Source organism: Vibrio sp. QJM3NY_39 (genome assembly GCF_057785895.1).
Map to the genome: position 1 here is coordinate 2,606,143 of NZ_CM173505.1, position 21,275 is coordinate 2,627,417.

At 47.1% G+C, this 21,275-nt stretch carries 8 protein-coding genes; 6 read left to right on the plus strand and 2 right to left on the minus strand.

The window, feature by feature from the left end:
* The first annotated feature begins 51 nt into the window (after positions 1 to 51).
* Entirely contained in the window at positions 52 to 459 is a 408-nt protein-coding gene (locus tag AC3CHU_RS11590) for a thioesterase family protein (protein ID WP_065206794.1), read from the plus strand.
* Positions 460 to 479: 20 nt separating this feature from the next.
* Here the strand turns inward: AC3CHU_RS11590 and AC3CHU_RS11595 are convergent, their stop codons facing one another.
* Positions 480 to 1,313 carry a 4'-phosphopantetheinyl transferase family protein gene (locus AC3CHU_RS11595; protein WP_065206795.1) on the minus strand — a complete coding sequence of 278 codons (834 nt, stop codon included), beginning with the start codon at positions 1,311 to 1,313 and terminating at the stop codon, positions 480 to 482.
* A 527-nt stretch (positions 1,314 to 1,840) separates the two neighbouring features.
* On the opposite strand from AC3CHU_RS11595, the gene AC3CHU_RS11600 reads away from it, so the two are divergent.
* From AC3CHU_RS11600 to pfaD, 5 genes are read left to right on the plus strand one after another with little or no spacing between them, the layout of a single operon-like run.
* Positions 1,841 to 2,032: a hypothetical protein gene (locus AC3CHU_RS11600; RefSeq protein ID WP_017098773.1), complete on the plus strand. Its 192-nt coding sequence runs from the start codon at positions 1,841 to 1,843 to the stop codon at positions 2,030 to 2,032.
* Positions 2,032 to 9,888, plus strand: coding sequence for a phosphopantetheine-binding protein (locus tag AC3CHU_RS11605; protein WP_488524596.1), 7,857 nt, complete (start codon positions 2,032 to 2,034; stop codon positions 9,886 to 9,888). The genes AC3CHU_RS11600 and AC3CHU_RS11605 overlap by 1 nt, the downstream gene beginning before the upstream one ends.
* Positions 9,888 to 11,945 carry a PfaB family protein gene (locus tag AC3CHU_RS11610; RefSeq protein WP_488524597.1) on the plus strand — a complete coding sequence of 686 codons (2,058 nt, stop codon included), beginning with the start codon at positions 9,888 to 9,890 and terminating at the stop codon, positions 11,943 to 11,945. The genes AC3CHU_RS11605 and AC3CHU_RS11610 overlap by 1 nt, the downstream gene beginning before the upstream one ends.
* Positions 11,942 to 17,962, plus strand: a complete 6,021-nt coding sequence (locus AC3CHU_RS11615) for a hotdog fold thioesterase (RefSeq protein ID WP_488524598.1) — start codon at positions 11,942 to 11,944, stop codon at positions 17,960 to 17,962. Before AC3CHU_RS11610 ends, AC3CHU_RS11615 begins: the two co-directional genes overlap by 4 nt.
* 38 nt (positions 17,963 to 18,000) lie before the next feature.
* Positions 18,001 to 19,638, plus strand: a complete 1,638-nt coding sequence (pfaD, locus tag AC3CHU_RS11620; protein ID WP_065206799.1) for an eicosapentaenoate synthase subunit PfaD — start codon at positions 18,001 to 18,003, stop codon at positions 19,636 to 19,638.
* A 108-nt stretch (positions 19,639 to 19,746) separates the two neighbouring features.
* On the opposite strand, the gene hflX is transcribed toward pfaD, so the two are convergent.
* Positions 19,747 to 21,114 carry a GTPase HflX gene (gene hflX, locus AC3CHU_RS11625; protein WP_054548182.1) on the minus strand — a complete coding sequence of 456 codons (1,368 nt, stop codon included), beginning with the start codon at positions 21,112 to 21,114 and terminating at the stop codon, positions 19,747 to 19,749.
* Positions 21,115 to 21,275: the final 161 nt, after the last annotated feature.

A 21,275-nucleotide genomic window follows, 5' to 3' on the forward strand; every position in this document is an offset into this window, starting at 1 on the left:
GCACAACTTAGCCATATTTACCACTTCACTACTTAACAAGAGTTGATACCAATGAGTCAGATCTACCATCACCCAGTACAAATTTACTATGAAGATACCGATCACTCAGGTGTGGTTTATCACCCTAACTTTCTAAAGTACTTTGAGCGTGCACGCGAACACGTCTTGGGTAGCGATAAACTGGCAACCTTGTGGAACGAGCATGGACTGGGGTTTGCGGTCTATAAAGCCAACATGACTTTTCAAGATGGAGTTGAGTTCGCTGAGATTTGCGACATCCGAACCTCTTTTGAACTCGATGGAAAATACAAAACGCTATGGCGACAAGAAGTGTGGCGCAAAGATGCAACTAAGCCTGCGGTGATTGGTGATATCGAAATGGTTTGCCTAGATAAAGACAAGCAACTGCAGCCCGTGCCTGCCAAAGTATTAAAAGCGATGCTTGGCGAAACGAGTTAACTTCACCTCACCAAACTAGCTTAAAAGAGATGAGACAACGAAAAGGTTCTCATCTCTATCTGCATGGGTAGCAAATTTCCACCAAGAGTCACGGCAAAACGGTACTGGTCATCTAATCGACCCAAGCAACATTGCCAATCTGTAGAAATATCGTCTTCTTGAGCAGAATCCAAATCCAACCCAATCCCGCTATATAGCCTGATTTCGCTATACAATCTAATTTCATCCTGCAAGTTTGGTTGAAAATCCGAAGAGTGAATTGGCAATGTTTGCTCCGTCAAATTAGAGAAATCAAACGAAAAGCTTCGCAACGATGTCGCTAGTCCCTTGCCCGTCGCTTTGATGTACGACTCTTTCAATGCCCACAGATCGAAAAAACGCTCTCTCTGTTCTTCTTTGTTGAGTTCAAGTAAATCCGTAAGTTCTGCATCTGAAAAATAGTGCTTCATGATCGAATCGATATTGGTCGAGCTTCTTGCATGTTCGATATCTACACCTAGTTGAAGTGGTTGTTCTTGGAATTGGCAAACTGCGATCAACAAATGCTCTTTGCTATGGCTGATATTGAAATTCAGGCCGGTTTCTATTTGTTGTTTCTCAATTAAGCTTGGCTTTCCTTTCTGACCATATTCAAAACGCCACGCTTCAGGCATCAAATCAGAATAGCTAGACAGCACCTTTCTTAGGTAGTTTCGAACATACAAAGCTTGAGTCTGAGATGAGGGCATTCGATAGCGCTCAACTTTGGCTATCTCGTCGATTGTCAGCCTCTTTTTGAGCTGAGATACATTGTTTGGCTGGTCATTTAAGTTACTCAGAGAACATAGCCACAAATCAACAACTGGAGTTTTCATTTAGCTCGCACTCACTTCTATAAATCACTCTTCACAACACGATTGGAACAACCCAATCGAACAAATTTAACTCACCTATGAATTAAGCAGAACCTAGAGAATACGGGAGGGAAACCCCCTTCATATGAGGACTTAAAACTAATTTTTCAAATAATAACAAATTAAAACATAGATCACACTTAGCCTTACACAAGAGGCATCCATTAAATGTTACTTACAAAAATATGACATAGATCTCACCAAGTCAAAATATAGAGTAAAAACACTAAAAAACAACCCATACCCATTAATTATCAATAAGTTAATTAAATTAAAAATACAAAAATCAAAACCATGCCAAATTCATCTGGTCTGAACAGATCATAGTGGCCTCTGGGAGCATTGTATCGACCACTCACCTCGGGTAGCCTGCTCAACCATTAAACAAATTCACACGTTTTCTTTGCGGATACCGACTTGTCGTTTAGTCAGACTTTGAACAGGATTTTAATGGACATCGCCTCAACATTTGAATGCCACCGTCGCGCATGAAACACCTCCCCTACTCTCGTAAGTCAACGCACTTCGAAAAACTAATTTCTATCTGGTTGCCGCCACTCAGCAACCTGAATTTTCAGCTGCGCTTCCCTAAGTCTGTTTCAGATTTTCTTTCTATAGCTTTAAAAGCGCAGCCTCAAAACACGACATCACTTTCTGTGATTTCTAGTGGAGACTCATAATGAGCCAACCCGAGACAAATACACCGGAATCAGTCGACGATTCTCGACTGAATAAACGCCTTAAAGATATGCCTGTCGCTATCGTTGGTATGGCGAGCATGTTTGCAAACTCTCGCTACCTGAATAAATTTTGGGATCTTATCAGCGAAAAGATCGATGCGATTACTGAAGTACCAGATACGCACTGGCGTCCAGAAGATTACTACGATTCAGATCGTACTACGCCAGACAAGTCTTACTGTAAGCGCGGTGGTTTCATCCCAGAAGTAGACTTCAACCCAATGGAGTTCGGCCTTCCGCCAAATATCCTAGAACTGACAGACACTTCACAGCTGCTTTCTCTGATCGTTGCTAAAGAAGTTCTTGAAGATGCCAAGCTGCCTGAAGGCTACGATCGCGATAAGATCGGTATCACGCTCGGTGTGGGTGGTGGTCAGAAGATCGCTCAAAGCCTGAATGCTCGTCTGCAATACCCTGTTTTGAAAAAAGTTTTCAAGAGCAGTGGCATCAACGACGAAGACAGCGAAATGCTGATCAAAAAATTCCAAGACCAATACATCCACTGGGAAGAGAACTCATTCCCTGGTTCATTGGGTAACGTAATTTCAGGTCGTATTGCTAACCGCTTTGACCTTGGTGGCATCAACTGTGTCGTAGATGCTGCGTGTGCAGGTTCTCTAGCCGCAATGCGCATGGCTCTTAGTGAGCTGGTTGAAGGCCGCAGTGAAATGATGATCACTGGTGGCGTGTGTACTGATAACTCGCCAACCATGTACATGAGTTTCTCTAAAACACCTGCATTTACCACCAATGAAACCATTCAACCTTTCGACATCGACTCAAAAGGCATGATGATTGGTGAAGGCATCGGCATGGTTGCTCTTAAGCGTCTTGAAGATGCAGAGCGCGATGGCGACAGAATCTACTCAGTGATTAAAGGTGTGGGTTCTTCTTCGGATGGTAAGTTCAAGAGTATTTACGCACCTCGCCCTGAAGGACAAGCAAAAGCACTAAAACGTGCTTACGATGATGCTGGTTTCGCACCGCACACGCTTGGCCTTTTAGAAGCGCACGGTACAGGCACTGCTGCAGGTGATGTTGCTGAATTTGGCGGCTTAAACTCGGTATTCAGTGAGAACAATGAAGAGAAGCAACACATTGCGTTAGGCTCTGTGAAATCTCAAATTGGTCACACTAAATCAACCGCGGGTACTGCAGGTTTAATCAAAGCTGCATTAGCACTACACCACAAAGTACTGCCGCCAACGATCAACGTATCGGCTCCGAATCCTAAGTTGGATATCGAGAACTCACCGTTCTACCTAAACACACAAACGCGTCCTTGGATGAAACGTGTTGACGGCACACCACGCCGTGCAGGTATCAGCTCATTTGGTTTTGGTGGCACTAACTTCCACGTTGTATTGGAAGAGTACACTCCAGAACACGCTCGCGGTGACAAATACCGTCAGCGCCAAGTACCGCAAACTCTGTTATTCAGCGCAGAATCTCGTCAAGCACTGATCAATGAACTAAAACAGGTTTCAACTCAAACTGCAGATGCTGCGTTCAAGCTGGAAGCGCTTGCTGAGCAACACGCTCTACGCGAAATTGACGCTAAGCATGCTCGTATTGGTTTAGTTGTCACTGACCAAGTAGACCTTCAAGCGCAACTGACTCAAGCGCTTTCTATGCTTGAGAGCCAAACCAAAGCACATTGGCAGATGCCAAACGGAACTAGCTACCGTGAGTCGGCACTGATTGCTGCAAACGGCGCAGGTAAAGTGGCAGCGCTATTTGCAGGTCAAGGTTCGCAATACCTCAACATGGGTCGCGAGCTTGCGTGTCACTACCCTGAGATGCGCCAACAGCTTGCTCAAGCGGATCAAGTATTTGGTCAACACAAGAAAACGGCTCTGTCGCAGATTCTGTTCCCAATTCCAACTTTCACACCAGAAGCAACCAAAGCTCAAGAAGCGGTACTAACCAACACGGCCAATGCGCAAAGTGCGATTGGTACTGTGTCTATGGGTCAGTTCGACATCATGACTCAAGCTGGCTTCAAAGCCGACATGGTCGCAGGGCACAGCTTTGGTGAGTTAAGTGCACTATGTGCATCGGGTGTTATCTCGCAAGACGATTACTACCAGTTAGCTTTCGCTCGTGGCGATGCTATGGCTGCGACACCAGAACAAGACGACAGCGGTACTATGTTTGCGGTCATCCTAGACGCAGACAAACTTCCAGCCGTTGAAAGCTGCATCAGCCAATTCGAAGGCGTGAGCATTGCCAACTACAACGCTCCGACTCAACTGGTTATTGCAGGTCCAACTGCGACGGTTCAACAAGCAGCACAAGCGCTAACTGATCAAGGCTTCAAAGCGATTGCTCTGCCTGTTTCTGGCGCGTTCCACACACCGCTTGTTGCTCACGCTCAAAAACCATTTGCTGCTGCAATTGATAAAGCTTCATTCAGCGCTCCAACGCTGCCGCTTTACTCAAACGCAACGGGCAAACTGCACAGCAAAGACGCTAAAGCAATCAAGAAAGCATTCAAACAGCACATGCTGCAATCGGTTCGTTTCAGCGAGCAAATTGAAGCGATGTATGAAGCAGGCGCGCGTGTATTCGTTGAGTTCGGTCCAAAGAACATTCTTCAAAAGCTGGTTGAAAAAACACTGGCTGATAAGAACGAAGAACTTTACGCAATCAGCATCAACCCAAGCCCTAAAGGCGACAGTGACCAACAGCTTCGTTTAGCTGCGGTTCAACTTTGCGTAGCAGGTGTTTCATTAGACAACATTGACCCTTACCAAGCTGACATTGCTGAACCTGCGAAGGCATCACCAATGAACATCAAGCTGAATGCAACCAACTACATCAGCCCTGCTACTCGTAAGAAAATGGATCAATCATTGGCTTCGGGCAACGTCACCGAAAAGACTGAGATTGTTGAAGTGAAAGTTGAAGTCGAGAAAATCGTGGAAAAAGAAGTGTTCAAAACAGAAATCGTTGAAGTACCTGTGGCTGCTCCTCAAGCTTCAAATGTACAACCGTCAACTGCTCCAGCACCAAGTGCACAAGTAGTAACAGCAGCTCAGCAGCCTCAAGTAGCACAACCTGCACCAGCAACTGTTCAGCCAACAGCTTCAGTAACGGTTGATGAGTCTTCATTGCAGTCATTCTTCAATGCTCAACAACAAGCAGCAGAAGTACATCAGCAGTTCCTTGCGATTCCTCAGCAATACGGTGACACGTTCAACACCCTAATGTCTGAGCAAGCGAAAATGGCAACAGCAGGCGTAGCAATTCCTGAGAACCTACAGCGTTCTATGGAGATGTTCCACCAGCACCAAGCTGAAACGCTAAAAGCGCACGCTCATTACCTAGAGATGCAAGCACACAGCAACAGCTCTGCACTTAACATGCTGACGCAAGGTTCAGTACAAACAGCGCAACCAACCTTCGTTGCGCCAGTAAATGCTCAACCAGCAATTGAAGCACCAGCTACTCCAACTACTTCAGCAGCTATCGTTCAACAGCCTGTAGCTCAAGTACAAGCGACTCCTGTACAAGCTCAGTCTGTTCAAGCAGCACCAGTTCAAAATACAACAGCTCAGCAAGCTCCAGTCCAGAAAGCCGTGCCTGCACCACAAGTAGCCGCTCAAGCAGCAGCACCGGTTGCAGCTCAGCCTGTGCCAGTTAAAGCACAACCAGCTCCTGTGGCTGCACCAGTAGCAGTACAATCAGCAGATGCTGAAAAAGTGATGCTAGAAGTGGTCGCTGAGAAAACAGGTTACCCAACGGAGATGCTTGATCTAGAAATGGACATGGAAGCAGACCTTGGTATCGACTCAATCAAGCGCGTAGAGATTCTTGGTACCGTTCAAGACGAAATGCCAAACCTACCTGAGCTGAACCCTGAAGATTTAGCTGAGTGTCGTACTCTTGGCGAAATCGTCGGCTACATGAACAGTAAAAGCATGAACAGCAAGATGCCAGCATCAGCGCCTGTGGCAGCACAGCCAAGCGCAACCGCTCCTGTTCAAGCAGCTAACGGTCTTAATGCAAAAGTCGTTCAACAAACCATGCTAGAAGTGGTTGCTGAGAAGACAGGTTACCCAACGGAAATGCTTGATCTAGAAATGGACATGGAAGCAGACCTTGGTATCGATTCAATCAAGCGTGTTGAGATTCTTGGTACGGTTCAAGATGAACTGCCTACTCTTCCAGAGCTAAACCCTGAAGACTTAGCTGAGTGTCGTACTCTTGGCGAAATCGTTGCTTACATGAACAGCAAGCTTCCAGCTTCGGCACCAGTAGTCGCTCAAACTGCAGCAACTTCAGTTCAAGCAGCTAGCGGACTAGATGCGGCTGTCGTTCAAAAAACCATGCTAGAAGTAGTAGCAGAGAAGACGGGCTACCCAACAGAAATGCTCGACCTAGCAATGGATATGGAAGCTGACCTTGGTATCGACTCAATCAAGCGTGTTGAAATTCTAGGGACTGTTCAAGACGAGCTACCGTCTCTTCCAGAACTGAACCCTGAAGATCTCGCTGAGTGTCGCACTCTAGGCGAAATCGTAGCCTACATGAACAGCAAGCTTCCGGCTTCTGCTCCTGTAGCGGCTCAAGTACCTGCGCAAGCAGTATCAAACGGTTTAAACGCCGAGCAAGTTCAAAGCACAATGCTGAGCGTAGTAGCGGATAAAACGGGCTACCCAACAGAAATGCTTGATCTAGCAATGGACATGGAAGCAGACCTTGGCATCGACTCAATCAAACGTGTTGAGATCCTTGGTACGGTTCAAGACCAGCTACCAACACTGCCAGAGCTAAATCCTGAAGATCTAGCTGAGTGTCGTACACTGGGCGAAATCGTTGATTACATGAACAGTAAGTTAGCTCCTAACGCTGCGCCTGCTCCAGAAGCAGCTACAGCTGCAGTAGAAAGCACGAGCAACGACTTAAACCCTGCTCATGTTCAATCAACAATGATGGAAGTGGTTGCCGACAAAACAGGTTACCCAGCAGAAATGCTTGACCTAGCGATGGACATGGAAGCAGACCTTGGTATCGACTCAATCAAACGTGTTGAAATTCTAGGTACAGTTCAAGACCAGCTACCAACGCTGCCAGAACTAAACCCTGAAGACCTAGCTGAGTGTCGTACGCTTGGTGAAATCGTTACTTACATGCAAAGCAAGCTATCCGCTGCTGCACCCGTAGCGACTCCAAAAGCTGAGTCAGTAACGCCTATCGCAGAAACAGCGACAGCGGAACTTCCTCCACACAATGAGGTAGCGCTAAAAAAGCTACCAGCGGCAGATAAACTCGTCGATTGTTTCTCAAAAGACGCTTGTGTCGTGATCACAGATGATGGTCACAACGCTGGTGTTCTAGCAGAAAAGTTGACCGCTAACGGCATTCAAGTTGCCGTAGTGCGTAGTGCCCTTTCTGCCGCGTCACCTTTAAACAGTGAAATCGCAAGCTACACACTCAACAGCGTCGATGATGCTGGTGTGACTGCAGTTATTAACGACATCGAAGCAGACCTTAAAACGTCGAACAAAGTGATTGCTGGCTTCATTCATTTACAAGCTATCGTTGATGCGAAACAAAGCAACGAGCAAGCGGTTAACTTGAATGCAGACTCAAGAGCTTCACTAACCACAGCGTTCTTATTCGCGAAGCACCTAAATGGTCAGCTGAATACCGTTTCTGGTCGCAGCGTGTTTTTCACACTAAGCCGTATCGATGGTGGCTTTGGTTACCTAGATACTAAGCAATTAGCGAACGCAGAACTTAACCAAGCGGCGCTGTCTGGTCTAACTAAGACACTGAGCCATGAATGGTCAAACGTGTTCTGCCGTGCATTGGATGCTGACGCTTCTATTGATGCTCGTCACCTAGCTGAAGCTATCACAGGCGAACTGTTCGATATCGATACCAACACGGTTGAAATCGGCCTTAGCCATGCGGAAAACGGTGAATCTGGTCGTGCAACATTGATTGCGGCAACACCAGGAGCTGCACAAACGAAGAACACAGGCGCTCAACTCACCAAGAGCGACAAAGTTCTCGTAACTGGTGGCGCTAAAGGCGTGACGTTTGAATGTGCACTGACGCTTGCTAAGCAATGTAAGTCTCATTTCATTCTTGCAGGTCGTAGTAAGCATATTACTTCAGCTGAGCTACCTCAGTGGGCACAGGGCAAGCAAGAGAAAGAGCTAAAACCAGCGGCTATTGCTCACCTACAAGCAACAGGTGACAAACCAACACCGAAAAAAGTTGATGCCTTGCTAAAACCGGTATTGAGCAGCCTTGAAATCAACGCAGCACTTGCCGCTTTCAACGAGATTGGCGCGAGCGCTGAATACCTAAGCCTAGATGTATCGAACCATGAGTCAGTAGCTAAAACGCTGGCGAATTTCGACAGCATCACAGGTCTTATCCACGGTGCAGGCGTACTGGCTGACAAGCACATTCAAGATAAAACGCTTGATGAACTGAACATGGTTTACGGCACGAAAGTGGGCGGACTAGAAGCGGTTCTTGGTGGTCTTGATAGCAGCAAGCTAAAACTGATTGCGATGTTCTCTTCGGCGGCGGGTTTCTACGGAAACACAGGCCAAAGTGATTACTCGATGTCTAACGAAATCCTAAACAAAGCGGCTCTGCAGCTGTCTGCTCGTAACCCTCAAGCAAAAGTGATGAGCTTCAACTGGGGACCGTGGGATGGCGGCATGGTAAATGCAGCACTGAAACGTATGTTCACAGAGCGTGGTGTGTACGTAATTCCTCTTCAAGCAGGTGCAGAGCTGTTTAGCTCTCAACTACTGAACGAAACTGGCATTCAATTGCTGGTTGGTACAAGCATGCAAGGTTCTGACAACAAGGAAGCTGCTGTAAAAAAGCTTAATGCGGAGTCTGTGCATCTTGCAAAGAGTCCGCTGAATACAAGCATCACTGTGACACGTCATCTTGATCCAAAGGCATTGCCTTTCATTCAAGATCACTGCATTGCCGGTAACCCAGTGTTACCGACAGTGTGTGCCATCCAATGGATGCGTGAAGTCGCTGAGCAACTGTTAGGGGTGAACGTTAGCGTTCACAACTACAAACTGCTGAAAGGTGTGATTTTTGATACCGATGAAATGCAAGAGCTGAAACTGGTTCTTTCTTCTGATGCTAAATCAAAAGATCAGCTAAAAGCGGTGATCAGTTGCCAAGGGCGACCACAGTATCAAGCTCAGTTGCAAGTTGCCTCTGTGCAAGTGTCTGAAGATGTTCAACAAGCGTCAGTAAAACGCTTTGAGGCCAACACTTCAGCACCTGTAACAACGGCACAAGCTCTATACAGTGACGGCACTCTGTTTCATGGACCAAGATTGCAAGGTATTACCTCAGTCGAACGCTTCGACGACTTAGGTTTATTGGCTCAATGCCAGTTGCCCCAGATTGAAAACAGCGACTGCGGAGCATTTATTCCTAAGCAAGGCTTTGGCGATAGCCAGCCATTTGCTGAAGATTATCTGTTGCAAGCCATGTTGGTATGGGCTCGATTGAAATACGGCGCGGCAAGCCTACCGTCTGCAATCGGTGAGTTTATTTGTTACGCACCTATGCACGATGGTGACCAAGGTTGGCTAGAGCTGAGCGTGATAAAAAGCACGGCTCGTTCGCTGCAAGCTGATATCTCGCTTTACCACCAAGATGGTCGTTTAAGCGCAGTAATGAAAGGTGCAAAAGTCACCATCAGCAAGAGCTTAAACGACGCATTTTTGCCGAAGTCTAGCTCAGCAGTATCGAAAAAAGAAGCTACTAAGAACGCAGAAAAGGAGCAATTGTCATAGTGACTGTTCCTTCTAATAAAGCGATGCCGTTGCGCATCGCTCTTTTAGCTCAGCCAGCAAATGCGGCTGAGCTTTCTGCCGACTTATTCCCCTCGCTCCCAGACATGATAACCGTTGTCGTTGATGGCAATTTTAATCAAGCACTTAGCCGTGCGATTGAGACTGTAAATCAAGGCACTGCTGTTAAACTCTGTTTGGATTCTCACTCACCATCATTGTTGATGTTAAGTGCGTTAAATGCTGCTCAGAATAAGATTCACCCACACGCGAATTTAGCGGGCTTTGCCGAAACTCTCGATTTGGATAATGGAGATAGCGTTCAACTTGCTCTAGAGATGTCACGCCGCCCCGCTTCAGATTTAAGCCATCAACAACAATACTCAACCCTATCTGCTTCGCAGCAGTTTAATGAATTGTTGAATATGATTGAGGCGATATCGAGCCGTTCATTGCCGAGCCATTCATTACCTAACAATTACTGGTTTACTGAACCGAACAAAGCACGGGTTGCTGCGTTAACTTTCAGTGACGATAGCCAAAAAGCCACCAGCCTGATATTGACTCAAGCGACCGGTTTGCACGAACCAAAGCCATTGCTATCGAGCGAGCGTTTGATGTTTGTGGTTTCTGGCAATGACCAAGCTGAATTAGTTTCTAAGCTAGCCTCACTAAGAGCTGAGCTTAAATGCGTTAGCGATTCGGCGGACAGCGAACTTGCTATCGCCAGCTTGATGTATTCAAACCTAAGCCACTTTCAAAGCGTTCAGCACAATGTTGGCCTTAACGCAAACATCGTGATTCAAGCCGCTTCAATCGATGCTGCACTACAAGAGATCACAGCGCTAGAAAATGCGTTGCCAAAAGTAATGGCTGACAATAGCCAATACAAAACGCCAGCGGGCAGTTGTTTCTCACCGATGCCTCAAAGCAAAGGTGGCGTTGCATTTGTTTACCCTGGTGTTGGCACGGTTTATCCCGGCATGTTGCGCGAGTTTCACCACCATTTCCCACAGTTATTTGCTCGTTTAGAACGTGAAGGTAACTTGAAAGAGATGCTGCAGGCTGACAAAACCTACGCTGACGACTCGCAAGAAATGTCGCTTAGTGAATTGGCAATTGCCGGTGTAGGCAGCAGTTATCTGTTAACACAACTGCTATGTGATGAATTCAAAGTGCAGCCAGATTTCGCTTTGGGTTACTCCAAAGGTGAAGCCTCGATGTGGGCCAGCTTAAATGTTTGGAAGAACCCACATGCGCTGATTGAGATGACTCAAACCAGCCCTATTTTTACCACGGCTATTTCTGGTGAACTCACAGCCGTGCGTCGGGATTGGCAGCTAAACAGCGACGAAAATATCCAGTGGAATAGCTTTGTGGTTCGCAGTGATGCACAAGCGATTGAGGCTCTGTTACCAGAATTCCCACGCGCTTATCTCGCTATCATCCAAGGTGACACTTGCGTACTGGCAGGTTGTGAAAGCACCTGTCGTGCATTGCTCAAGAAACTGGGTAAACGTGGCATTGCCGCTAACCGTGTTACCGCAATGCACACTACACCAGCATTGAGCCAACATAGCCAAGTGCGTGAGTTTTACACGCAACCACTGTTCGACGAATTGCCAAAGCACATCCGCTTTATCAGCGCAGCAGGTCTACCGACTGGCGCACCAATCAATATAGACAGCGACAGCATCGCCCTTTCGATTGCCGACACTTTCTGTTCGACGCTGGATTTCACCGCGTTGATCCAGAGTGCACGTCAACAAGGTGCGCGTCTGTTTGTCGAAGTCGGTGCCGATCGTCAAACCAGCACATTGATCGACAAGATCAATCGTAGCGACGACGTAGCCGGCCAGTACTGCACAATCGCTTCCAATGCCAAAGGCGGTGACGATGTTGTCACGCTCATCAAATGCATTGGTCAGCTCATTACTCATCAAATCCCGCTGTCTGTCGAGCCTCTTATCCAAGGGCTAGAACAACAGATCACCGCCGCTAAGCAAATAAGTGGTGTGTCTCAAGGCAGCGCAGTGAATCATCAAGGAGAGCTAGTATGAGTTCTCAATCGAAGTCATCTCAATATCAAGCTCAGGCTCAGGCTCAGGCTCAAGTTCAGAACAAACAGCAAGTGAAGTGCAATAAGATCGCGATTGTCGGTATTGCTAACCAATACCCAGAAGCGGATACGCCAAAAGACTTTTGGCAAAACTTGCTAGATAAAAAAGATTCTCGAACCACATTAAGCGCTGAAAAATTAGGTGCTGAACCTGAAAGCTATCAGGGCGTGCAAGGTGAGTCAGACCGCTTTTACTGTGATAAAGGCGGCTATATCGAAAACTTCAATTTCGACAGCAATGGCTACCGATTGACAGCAGAATCATTCAACGGTGTTGACCAGAGTTTCCTATGGGCTTTGGATACCAGTCGTAAGGCGTTAGCCGACGCAGGCATTAATTTAAATGCCGATGTTTTAGAGCGCACAGGCGTGATCATGGGTGCCCTTTCGTTCCCAACCACACGTTCAAACGACCTGTTTCTGCCGATGTATCACTCGGTGGTCGAGAAAGCACTTAAAGATAAATTGGCTAATGACCAATTTTCACTGCTACCAACCAATAAAACCGCGCAAGCCCTCAATCCGATCAATGGTGCAGCTGCACATAACGCCTCTAAATTAGTGGCTGATGCATTGGGTTTAGGTAACGTGCAACTTAGCCTAGATGCGGCATGTGCAAGTTCAGTGTATTCATTGAAGTTAGCGTGTGATTACTTGAACACAGGCAAAGCCGACATGATGTTAGCAGGCGCGGTATCCGGTGCTGACCCATTCTTCATCAACATGGGTTTCTCCATCTTCCACGCTTACCCAGACCACGGTGTGTCGGTTCCGTTTGATAGCAACAGTAAAGGTTTGTTTGCTGGCGAAGGTGCTGGTGTTTTAGTCCTAAAACGCTTAGCTGATGCAGAGCGTGATGGCGACAACATTTACGCAGTCGTTAGCGGTATTGGCTTGTCGAACGATGGTCGTGGTCAGTTCGTATTAAGCCCAAATAGCAAAGGGCAAGTCCAAGCCTTTGAACGCGCTTACGAAGCATCAAACCTAACACCAGACAGCATTGAGGTGATTGAGTGTCACGCAACCGGCACACCATTAGGTGACAAGGTTGAGTTAACCTCAATGGAGCGTTTCTTTGCTGACAAATTAAATGGTTCTAACCCACCATTGATTGGCTCTGCGAAGTCAAACCTCGGTCACTTACTGACTGCGGCAGGTATGCCAGGGATCATGAAGATGATCTTTGCGATGAAAGAAGGCGTGCTTCCTCCAAGTATTAATTTGGACAAGCCACTATCATCGCCTGAAGGTTTATTTGGCTCACAAACTCTGCCAACGCAGGTTCAACCTTGGCCAAGTAAAGCGGGCAACTCAGAGCGCTGTGCGGGTGTTTCTGTATTTGGTTTCGGTGGTTGTAACGCTCACTTACTGCTTGAAGCGTATTCAGACACGAGTCATGTAAACCAGACTCTAGAGTCAGCGTCTCCAAGCCTACAGCCGTCTAATTTAAGCATTACTGGCCTCGCGTCTCACTTCGGTTCTCTGCAAAGCATCAATGCGCTAAGCACTGCGATTGAGACCAACAACGATGCTTTCATTGCTTTGCCTAAGAAACGCTGGAAAGGCTTAGACCAACATCCAGAACTACTGAATCAATTTGGTTTACACGGCATTCCAAACGGAGCGTACATCGATCAATTCGATCTCGATTTCCTACGCTTTAAAGTGCCGCCTAATGAAGATGACCGTTTGATCTCTCAACAGTTGCTACTGATGAAAGTGGCAGACGAAGCCATCAAAGATGCCAAGCTTGTTGCAGGCCAAAAGGTTGCGGTTTTAGTTGCGATGGAAACAGAGCTTGAGATGCACCAATTCCGTGGACGCGTAAACCTGCATAGCCAATTGGCTGACAGCTTTGCCAACATGGGTATCGAACTAACTCAAGACGAATACCAAGCGCTAGAAACCATCGCGATGGACAGTGTGATGGACGCAGCCAAGCTGAACCAATACACCAGTTTCATTGGCAACATCATGGCTTCGCGTATCTCTTCATTGTGGGACTTTAACGGCCCTGCGTTTACGATTTCAGCCGCTGAACAGTCGGTTGCTCGTTGTATCGATGTCGCGCAAAACCTAATGTCGCAAGAATCAATGGACGCAGTCGTGATTGCAGCCGTTGACCTTAGTGGCAGTGCAGAGCATGTGATTCTGAAGAACAGCATGAGCCCAGTGTCGCTTGCTCCAAAATTCGGACAACCGCAAGACGGCAGTTGGAATGTAGGCGAAGGTGCTGGTGCAATTGTACTTGTTGAAGAAAACCGAGTAGCGAGCGACCAAGATACGGCTTACGGCAGCATCAACGCATTGGCCTTTGGTTCAAGCGAGCGTAACAACGCCGTTGTTGATGAGTTACTGACTCAAGTCGGTATGAGCTCGAACGATGTTTCTCTGCTTGAGCTTAACCATGCACCAGAGTCTTCGCCTCTCAGCCTAGGGAACACAAGGACGACTCAAGCAAGCCAACGTGTGGGTCACTGCTCCGCAGCTTCTGGCATGGCAAGCCTGCTACACGGTCTGCTCAACCTGAACCTTGAGTCTCTAAATCCAAATGTCAACTCTAAGAGCGCGATTGTTGCCAACATCAGCGAAGGACAATGTTCACAGCTGCTACTAAGCCAATCGAGTGTTGAATCTCAATCACTATCGGTTCGTTTAAGCAGTGAACTGGCGAGTGATGCTAAACGTCAATTGGTTAAGCAAGTGACTCTTGGTGGTCGCGATATCTATCAACATATTGCCCAAACCCCAGTGACTAACTTAGCAACGATTCAACAGAAAGCTTCTGGTAAACAAGCAGCAAGAGTGGCGTCGGTTCCAACGACAGCAAACATCAAAGCAGCCCTTGCGCAAAAAGAGTTAGAGAAGAACGCATTAGCGCAGAACGCGGTAGAGCAAGTCATCGAAACTCCTACATCAGTATCACCTACTCTGGCGCCAACTCGCCACAGTCAGCTAACAGGTAACCACAGCAATATGACTCATGTCCTATCCGCTAAAAATGGCGTATCGAATATCGACGCTAATACGGATGCAGCATCACAGCCGTCTGTAACACCACACAACCAAGCTTTTGCTCAAAACCAGCAAGCAGCGCAGCAGGTACACAAAGCATTCTTGCACACTCGTGCCCAAGGCATGCAAATGGCTGATGCACTATTAAAAGCGCAGCTAAACGCAGTTACATCTGGTTTAGATAGCAATGCCCTGATTCAACAAACGACTAGCCAACAAAAAAATGGTCAACAAACGAGTGGTCAACAAACATCAGCTCAGCCTGTTCAAGCTCAACCGGCTCAGGTTCAGTCAATGCCAGTCAACGTACTTGCGACGCCTGCACCAGTAAAACCTATCCGTAAGCCATGTATCTGGGATTACGATGATCTGGTTGAATACGCTGAAGGCGATATCGCCAACGTATTTGGTCCTGATTACGCGATTATCGATAGCTACTCGCGCCGCGTTCGCTTGCCAACCACCGACTACCTATTGGTATCTCGTGTGACTAAGCTCAATGCGACCGTTAACGACTACAAGCCAAGCACAATGACCACCGAATACGACATCCCTGTTGATGCGCCGTATCTTGTTGATGGTCAGATCCCTTGGGCTGTAGCGGTAGAATCTGGTCAGTGTGACCTAATGCTGATCAGCTACCTAGGTATCGATTTTGAAAACAAAGGCGAGCGTGTTTACCGCTTGTTAGATTGTACGCTGACCTTCCTTGGCGACTTGCCTCGTGGTGGCGATACACTGCGTTACGATATCTCAATCAACAACTTTGCTCGCAATGGCAACACGCTGCTGTTCTTCTTCTCGTACGAATGTTTCGTTGGCGACAAGATGATCTTGAAAATGGATAACGGCTGTGCGGGCTTCTTCACTGATGAAGAGTTAGCAGATGGCAAAGGTGTGATTCACACTGAAGATGAAATCAAGGCTCGTAAACTTGCCACTAAGCAACGCTTCAACCCTATGTTGCACTGTCCTAAAACCCAGTTTAACCACCAAGAACTGCGTCATCTACTGACTGCCAACATTGCAGAATGTTTTGGCCCAACTCACCAATCCAATAGCCACCAGCCTTCTTTGTGCTTCAGCTCAGAGAAGTTCATGATGATCGAAAAGGTTAGCCGTGTTGAACCGCAAGGCGGCACATGGGGACTTGGTCTGATTGAAGGTCACAAGCAGCTAGAGCCTGAGCACTGGTACTTCCCTTGTCACTTCAAAGATGACTCAGTAATGGCTGGCTCTTTGATGGCAGAAGGTTGTGGTCAACTGCTTCAATTCTTCATGATGCATCTTGGCATGCACACGCTTGTTCAAAATGGTCGTTTCCAACCGCTTGAAAATGCCCCTCAACAAGTGCGTTGTCGTGGTCAAGTTCTACCACAATCGGCAGAACTGACTTACCGCATGGAAGTAACTGAGATTGGTCTAAGCCCTCGCCCATACGCGAAAGCTAACATCGATATTTTGCTGAACGGCAAAGTGATTGTTGATTTCCAAAACTTGGGTGTGATGATCAAAGAAGACGACGAATGTACTCGTTACTTGCCTTCTTTAGAGACAGCTAAGATCTTAGTTGCTGACACCGTAGCAGAGACAACGGTCGCGACTCCTGTGATTAAAAACTTGGGTCATACACCAGCGGTTAACCAACAGGCTTCAGCTAATGCGCCCTTAATGGCTCAAATCGAAGACCTAGCAACAGCGCCAAACAAAGGTGTCGTTCCACTTCAACACGTTGAAGCGCCGGTAACACCTGATTACCCGAACCGCACGCCAGACACAGTTCCGTTCACGCCTTACCACATGTTCGAATTCGCGACTGGTGATATTGAGAAATGTTTCGGTCCTGATTTCTCTATCTACCGCGGAATGATTCCACCACGTACTCCGTGTGGCGACTTGCAGCTAACTACACGTGTGGTTGAGATTGAAGGTAAACGTGGTGAATTCAAGAAACCATCTTCATGTATCGCTGAATACGAAGTGCCAGAAAACGCATGGTACTTTGATGAAAACAGCCATCACACCTTGATGCCTTACTCGGTATTGATGGAAATTTCATTGCAGCCAAACGGCTTCATCTCAGGCTACATGGGCACCACTCTGGGCTTCCCAGGTGAAGAACTGTTTTTCCGTAACCTAGACGGCAGCGGCAAAATGCTGCGTAACGTCGATTTACGTGGCAAAACGATCACCAACGATTCTCGCCTGCTTTCAACCGTAATGATGGGCACCAACATCGTACAGAGCTTTAGCTTCGAACTGAGCACCGATGGCGTGCCGTTCTACCAAGGTACAGCGGTATTTGGTTACTTCAAAGGTGCAGCACTGAAAGACCAACTTGGTTTGGACAACGGTAAGGTGACCCACCCTTGGCACGTTGATAACAACCGTACACCGGATGTAAACATCAATCTGTTAGACAAAACGACGCGTTACTTCAATGCACCCGTTTCGGCTACTGGCCAAGTGCAAGAGCACTACAAATTGGCTGGCGGTCGCTTGAACTTTATCGATACAGTGCAGATCACTAGCGATGGTGGTAAAGACGGTCTGGGTTACCTATACGCTGAGCGTACGATTGACCCAAGTGATTGGTTCTTCCAGTTCCACTTCCATCAAGACCCAGTAATGCCAGGTTCTCTAGGTGTCGAAGCGATCATCGAGTTAATGCAAACCTACGCACTAAACAAAGAGCTTGGCGCTGGCTTCCGCAATCCGAAATTTGGCCAAATCCAATCTGAAGTGAAATGGAAATACCGTGGTCAGATTAACCCTCTGAACAAACAGATGTCACTGGATGTACACATCACTGCAATCAAAGACGAAGACGGCAAACGCATCATCGTTGGCGACGCAAACCTGAGCAAAGATGGTCTGCGTATTTATGAAGTGAAAGACATCGCAATTTGTATCGAAGAAGCCTCTGTTATCAATAAAGCTTAAGCCGCCATTAGAGACAAAGAATTAGGAAAGAATTTAGTATGACAACTCAAACTACAATCAATAACGAAAAGCTATCTCCGTGGCCTTGGCAGATTGAAGGGAGCACTACTCATTTCGATAACGCAGCAATGTCGACAATCTTGAAAGACTTAAGCCTTGCTTGTTACGTCGTGAACCACCCAGAAAAAGGCTTAGGCGTAAGCCAACAAGCTGAGATTACATCGGGCGATTCAGCTAGCGCAGCAAACAGCCAGCCTGTTAGCGCATTTGCTCCAGCTCTTGGTACACAAAGCCTAGGCGACGAAGATTTTCGTCGCTGCCACGGCGTAAAATACGCTTACTATGCAGGTGCAATGGCAAACGGCATTTCATCTGAAGAGTTAGTGATTGCGCTTGGTCAAGCTGGCATTCTTTGTTCATTTGGCGCGGCGGGCTTAATCCCGTCTCGCGTTGAGCAAGCGATCAACCGTATTCAAGCAGCACTGCCAAACGGCCCTTATGCGTTTAACCTGATTCATAGCCCAAGCGAACCCGCACTAGAGCGCGGCAGTGTAGAGCTGTTTTTGAAGCACAAAGTGAAAACTGTTGAGGCTTCTGCCTTCTTAGGTCTAACACCGCAAATCGTTCACTACCGTGCAGCTGGCCTTAGCCGTGATGCACAAGGTGAGATTCAGATCGGCAACAAAGTTATTGCTAAGGTAAGCCGTACTGAAGTCGCAAGTAAGTTCATGCAGCCCGCTCCTGTAAAAATGCTGCAAGCTTTGGTTGATGAAGGCCGAATCACAGCAGAACAGATGGAGCTGGCACAGCTGGTTCCTATGGCTGATGACATTACCGCAGAAGCGGATTCTGGTGGTCACACCGACAACCGTCCGCTAGTAACACTACTACCAACGATTCTTGCACTGAAAGAGCAAATCCAAGCACAGTACCAATTCAAAACTCCGCTGCGTGTTGGCTGTGGTGGTGGCGTAGGCACGCCTGACGCTGCTCTAGCGACGTTTAACATGGGTGCTGCTTACATTGTTACCGGTTCAATCAACCAAGCGTGTGTTGAGGCTGGCGCAAGCGAACACACACGTAAGCTGCTTTCGACAACCGAAATGGCTGACGTGACTATGGCTCCGGCGGCAGACATGTTCGAAATGGGTGTGAAACTGCAAGTGGTTAAACGCGGCACCTTGTTCCCAATGCGTGCAAACAAGCTATACGAGCTATACACGCGCTACGATTCAATTGAAGCGATTCCAGCAGAAGAACGCCTGAAGTTAGAGAAGCAAGTATTCCGTTCAACACTGGATGACATTTGGGCTGGCACTGTGGCGCACTTTAACGAGCGCGACCCTAAACAAATCGAACGTGCTGAAGGCAATCCGAAACGTAAAATGGCGTTGATCTTCCGTTGGTACTTGGGTCTTTCGAGCCGTTGGTCAAACACAGGTGAACAAGGGCGTGAAATGGATTACCAAGTATGGGCAGGCCCTGCACTTGGCGCATTCAACGCATGGGCAAAAGACAGCTACCTAGATGATTACCAACAGCGTAATGCCGTTGATCTAGCAAAACACCTAATGCATGGCGCAGCCTACTTGGCTCGCATTAACTTGCTGACCTCACAAGGCATCAAGCTTGATCCAGAGCTAGCACGCTGGAAGCCAACTCAAAGAATGGCTTAAGTGACTCATGACTTAGCTAAACTTAAATTAGCTAGGCTCAACGAATAAAAAAAGCGACCACTTAGGTCGCTTTTTCTTTAGGTGTTCTTATCTAAATTTGATAGACGATTAAGAGTTTTGCATACGCTTTTTCAGTCGCGCTAAATCAATGGCGCTTGAACGAACCGTTAATTTGATGTGTTCGTAGTCGTACTCTTCTTTAACCACACTCATGTTTGAGCGAATCTCACCGATGATGCCTTGTCCAGAATAAGGGATAGTGATCTCTTCTTCGATCATGCCTTCTTCAGCAACACCAACGATGTACTTGTGCAGTTTCGTGATATCTAACGGATCACGAGTCGACGTTAGCATCGCATCAGGGAATTCTTCGATCAGCTCTAATTGCTGTTCTTCAGTCAATCTATCGCACTTATTGAGCACTAATAGTTTTTCGCTACCTTCAACGCCCACTTGTGCTAATACGTCGTGTACCACATCAAGCTGAGCTCGGAATGAAACGTCTGAAGCATCAACCACATAAAGCAACAATGAAGCATCGTGCGCTTCTGCTAGCGTTGAGTGGAATGAAGCAACCAGATCATGTGGCAGTTTCTTGATGAAACCAACGGTATCTGAAACCAAGATACGTGGCTGAGTAATCGGCTGAAGTGCACGAACCGTAGTATCTAGCGTTGCGAACAGTTTATCTTCACCCACCACTTCGGTTGCGGTCATTGCACGCATCATCGAAGACTTACCGGCATTGGTGTAGCCAACTAAAGCAACAGTGAAAAGCTCCGCGCGCCTTGTGCGTCGGGTCTTCATTTCATCTTGTACGCTTACTAGCTCACGCTTAAGCGCAGCAATTTGGTCACGTACGTTACGACGGTCTAGCTCTAGTGAAGTTTCACCTGCGCCCTGACCCATTTGACGCTCTTTATCACCCTCAGCCGTTTCACGAAGTCGTGGCACTAAGTAGTTTAGACGAGCGATATCAACTTGCAGACGGGCAGTACGAGTACGAGCGTGACGACTAAAGATTTCGATGATGATGCCAGTACGGTCAAATACTTCCACACCCAAACTCGCCTCAACAGTACGCATTTGAGATGGACTTAAATCACAGTCGAATACCACAACATCAGCGGCACCGTATTGGAAATTGCCCGTTGGAAGATCATCAAAATCTAGCTCATCGATTTCAGAACTAAAATCAAACGACTCATCAATAAAATCTTCATCTTCAGCTTCTTCAATAGAGCCTTGGTAACCAGTTAGATGTGCAATTTCGGCAAGCTTACCTGCACCCAACACATTCTGTCGTTGAGATGAACTATGGTGTTGCGATTGCGTACCGACGACTTTAAACCCTAGGGTTGACACTAAGCGAGCAAGTTCGGCAAGAGACTCTTTTGCTTCGTCACCTTTAAAATCCGGTGTCGTAATAGAAATAAGTAAAGCGTTATTCGCCGCTGGTTTTGCTGTTAGTTTCATGTTTTATTCTGTCTATGCACCAAAGTGCAACCTAGTGTTTGATCTAAAGTAGTGTGATCCTACGCGTTTCTACGTCAGCTTTATAGAGCTAAGGGATACTAAATCACGATATTATTGCAGTAGAAGTATATATATCGTTTACCCCTCTGTTTTTATAAGGA

Excerpts from the sequence above, each read along its gene's own strand:
- AC3CHU_RS11590 (WP_065206794.1), top strand. The coding sequence starts at position 52 with ATGAGTCAGATCTACCATCACCCAGTACAAATTTACTATGAAGATACC.
- AC3CHU_RS11595 (WP_065206795.1), bottom strand. The coding sequence starts at position 1,313 with ATGAAAACTCCAGTTGTTGATTTGTGGCTATGTTCTCTGAGTAACTTA.
- AC3CHU_RS11600 (WP_017098773.1), top strand. The coding sequence starts at position 1,841 with ATGAAACACCTCCCCTACTCTCGTAAGTCAACGCACTTCGAAAAACTA.
- AC3CHU_RS11605 (WP_488524596.1), top strand. The coding sequence starts at position 2,032 with ATGAGCCAACCCGAGACAAATACACCGGAATCAGTCGACGATTCTCGA.
- AC3CHU_RS11615 (WP_488524598.1), top strand. The coding sequence starts at position 11,942 with ATGAGTTCTCAATCGAAGTCATCTCAATATCAAGCTCAGGCTCAGGCT.
- pfaD (WP_065206799.1), top strand. The coding sequence starts at position 18,001 with ATGACAACTCAAACTACAATCAATAACGAAAAGCTATCTCCGTGGCCT.
- hflX (WP_054548182.1), bottom strand. The coding sequence starts at position 21,114 with ATGAAACTAACAGCAAAACCAGCGGCGAATAACGCTTTACTTATTTCT.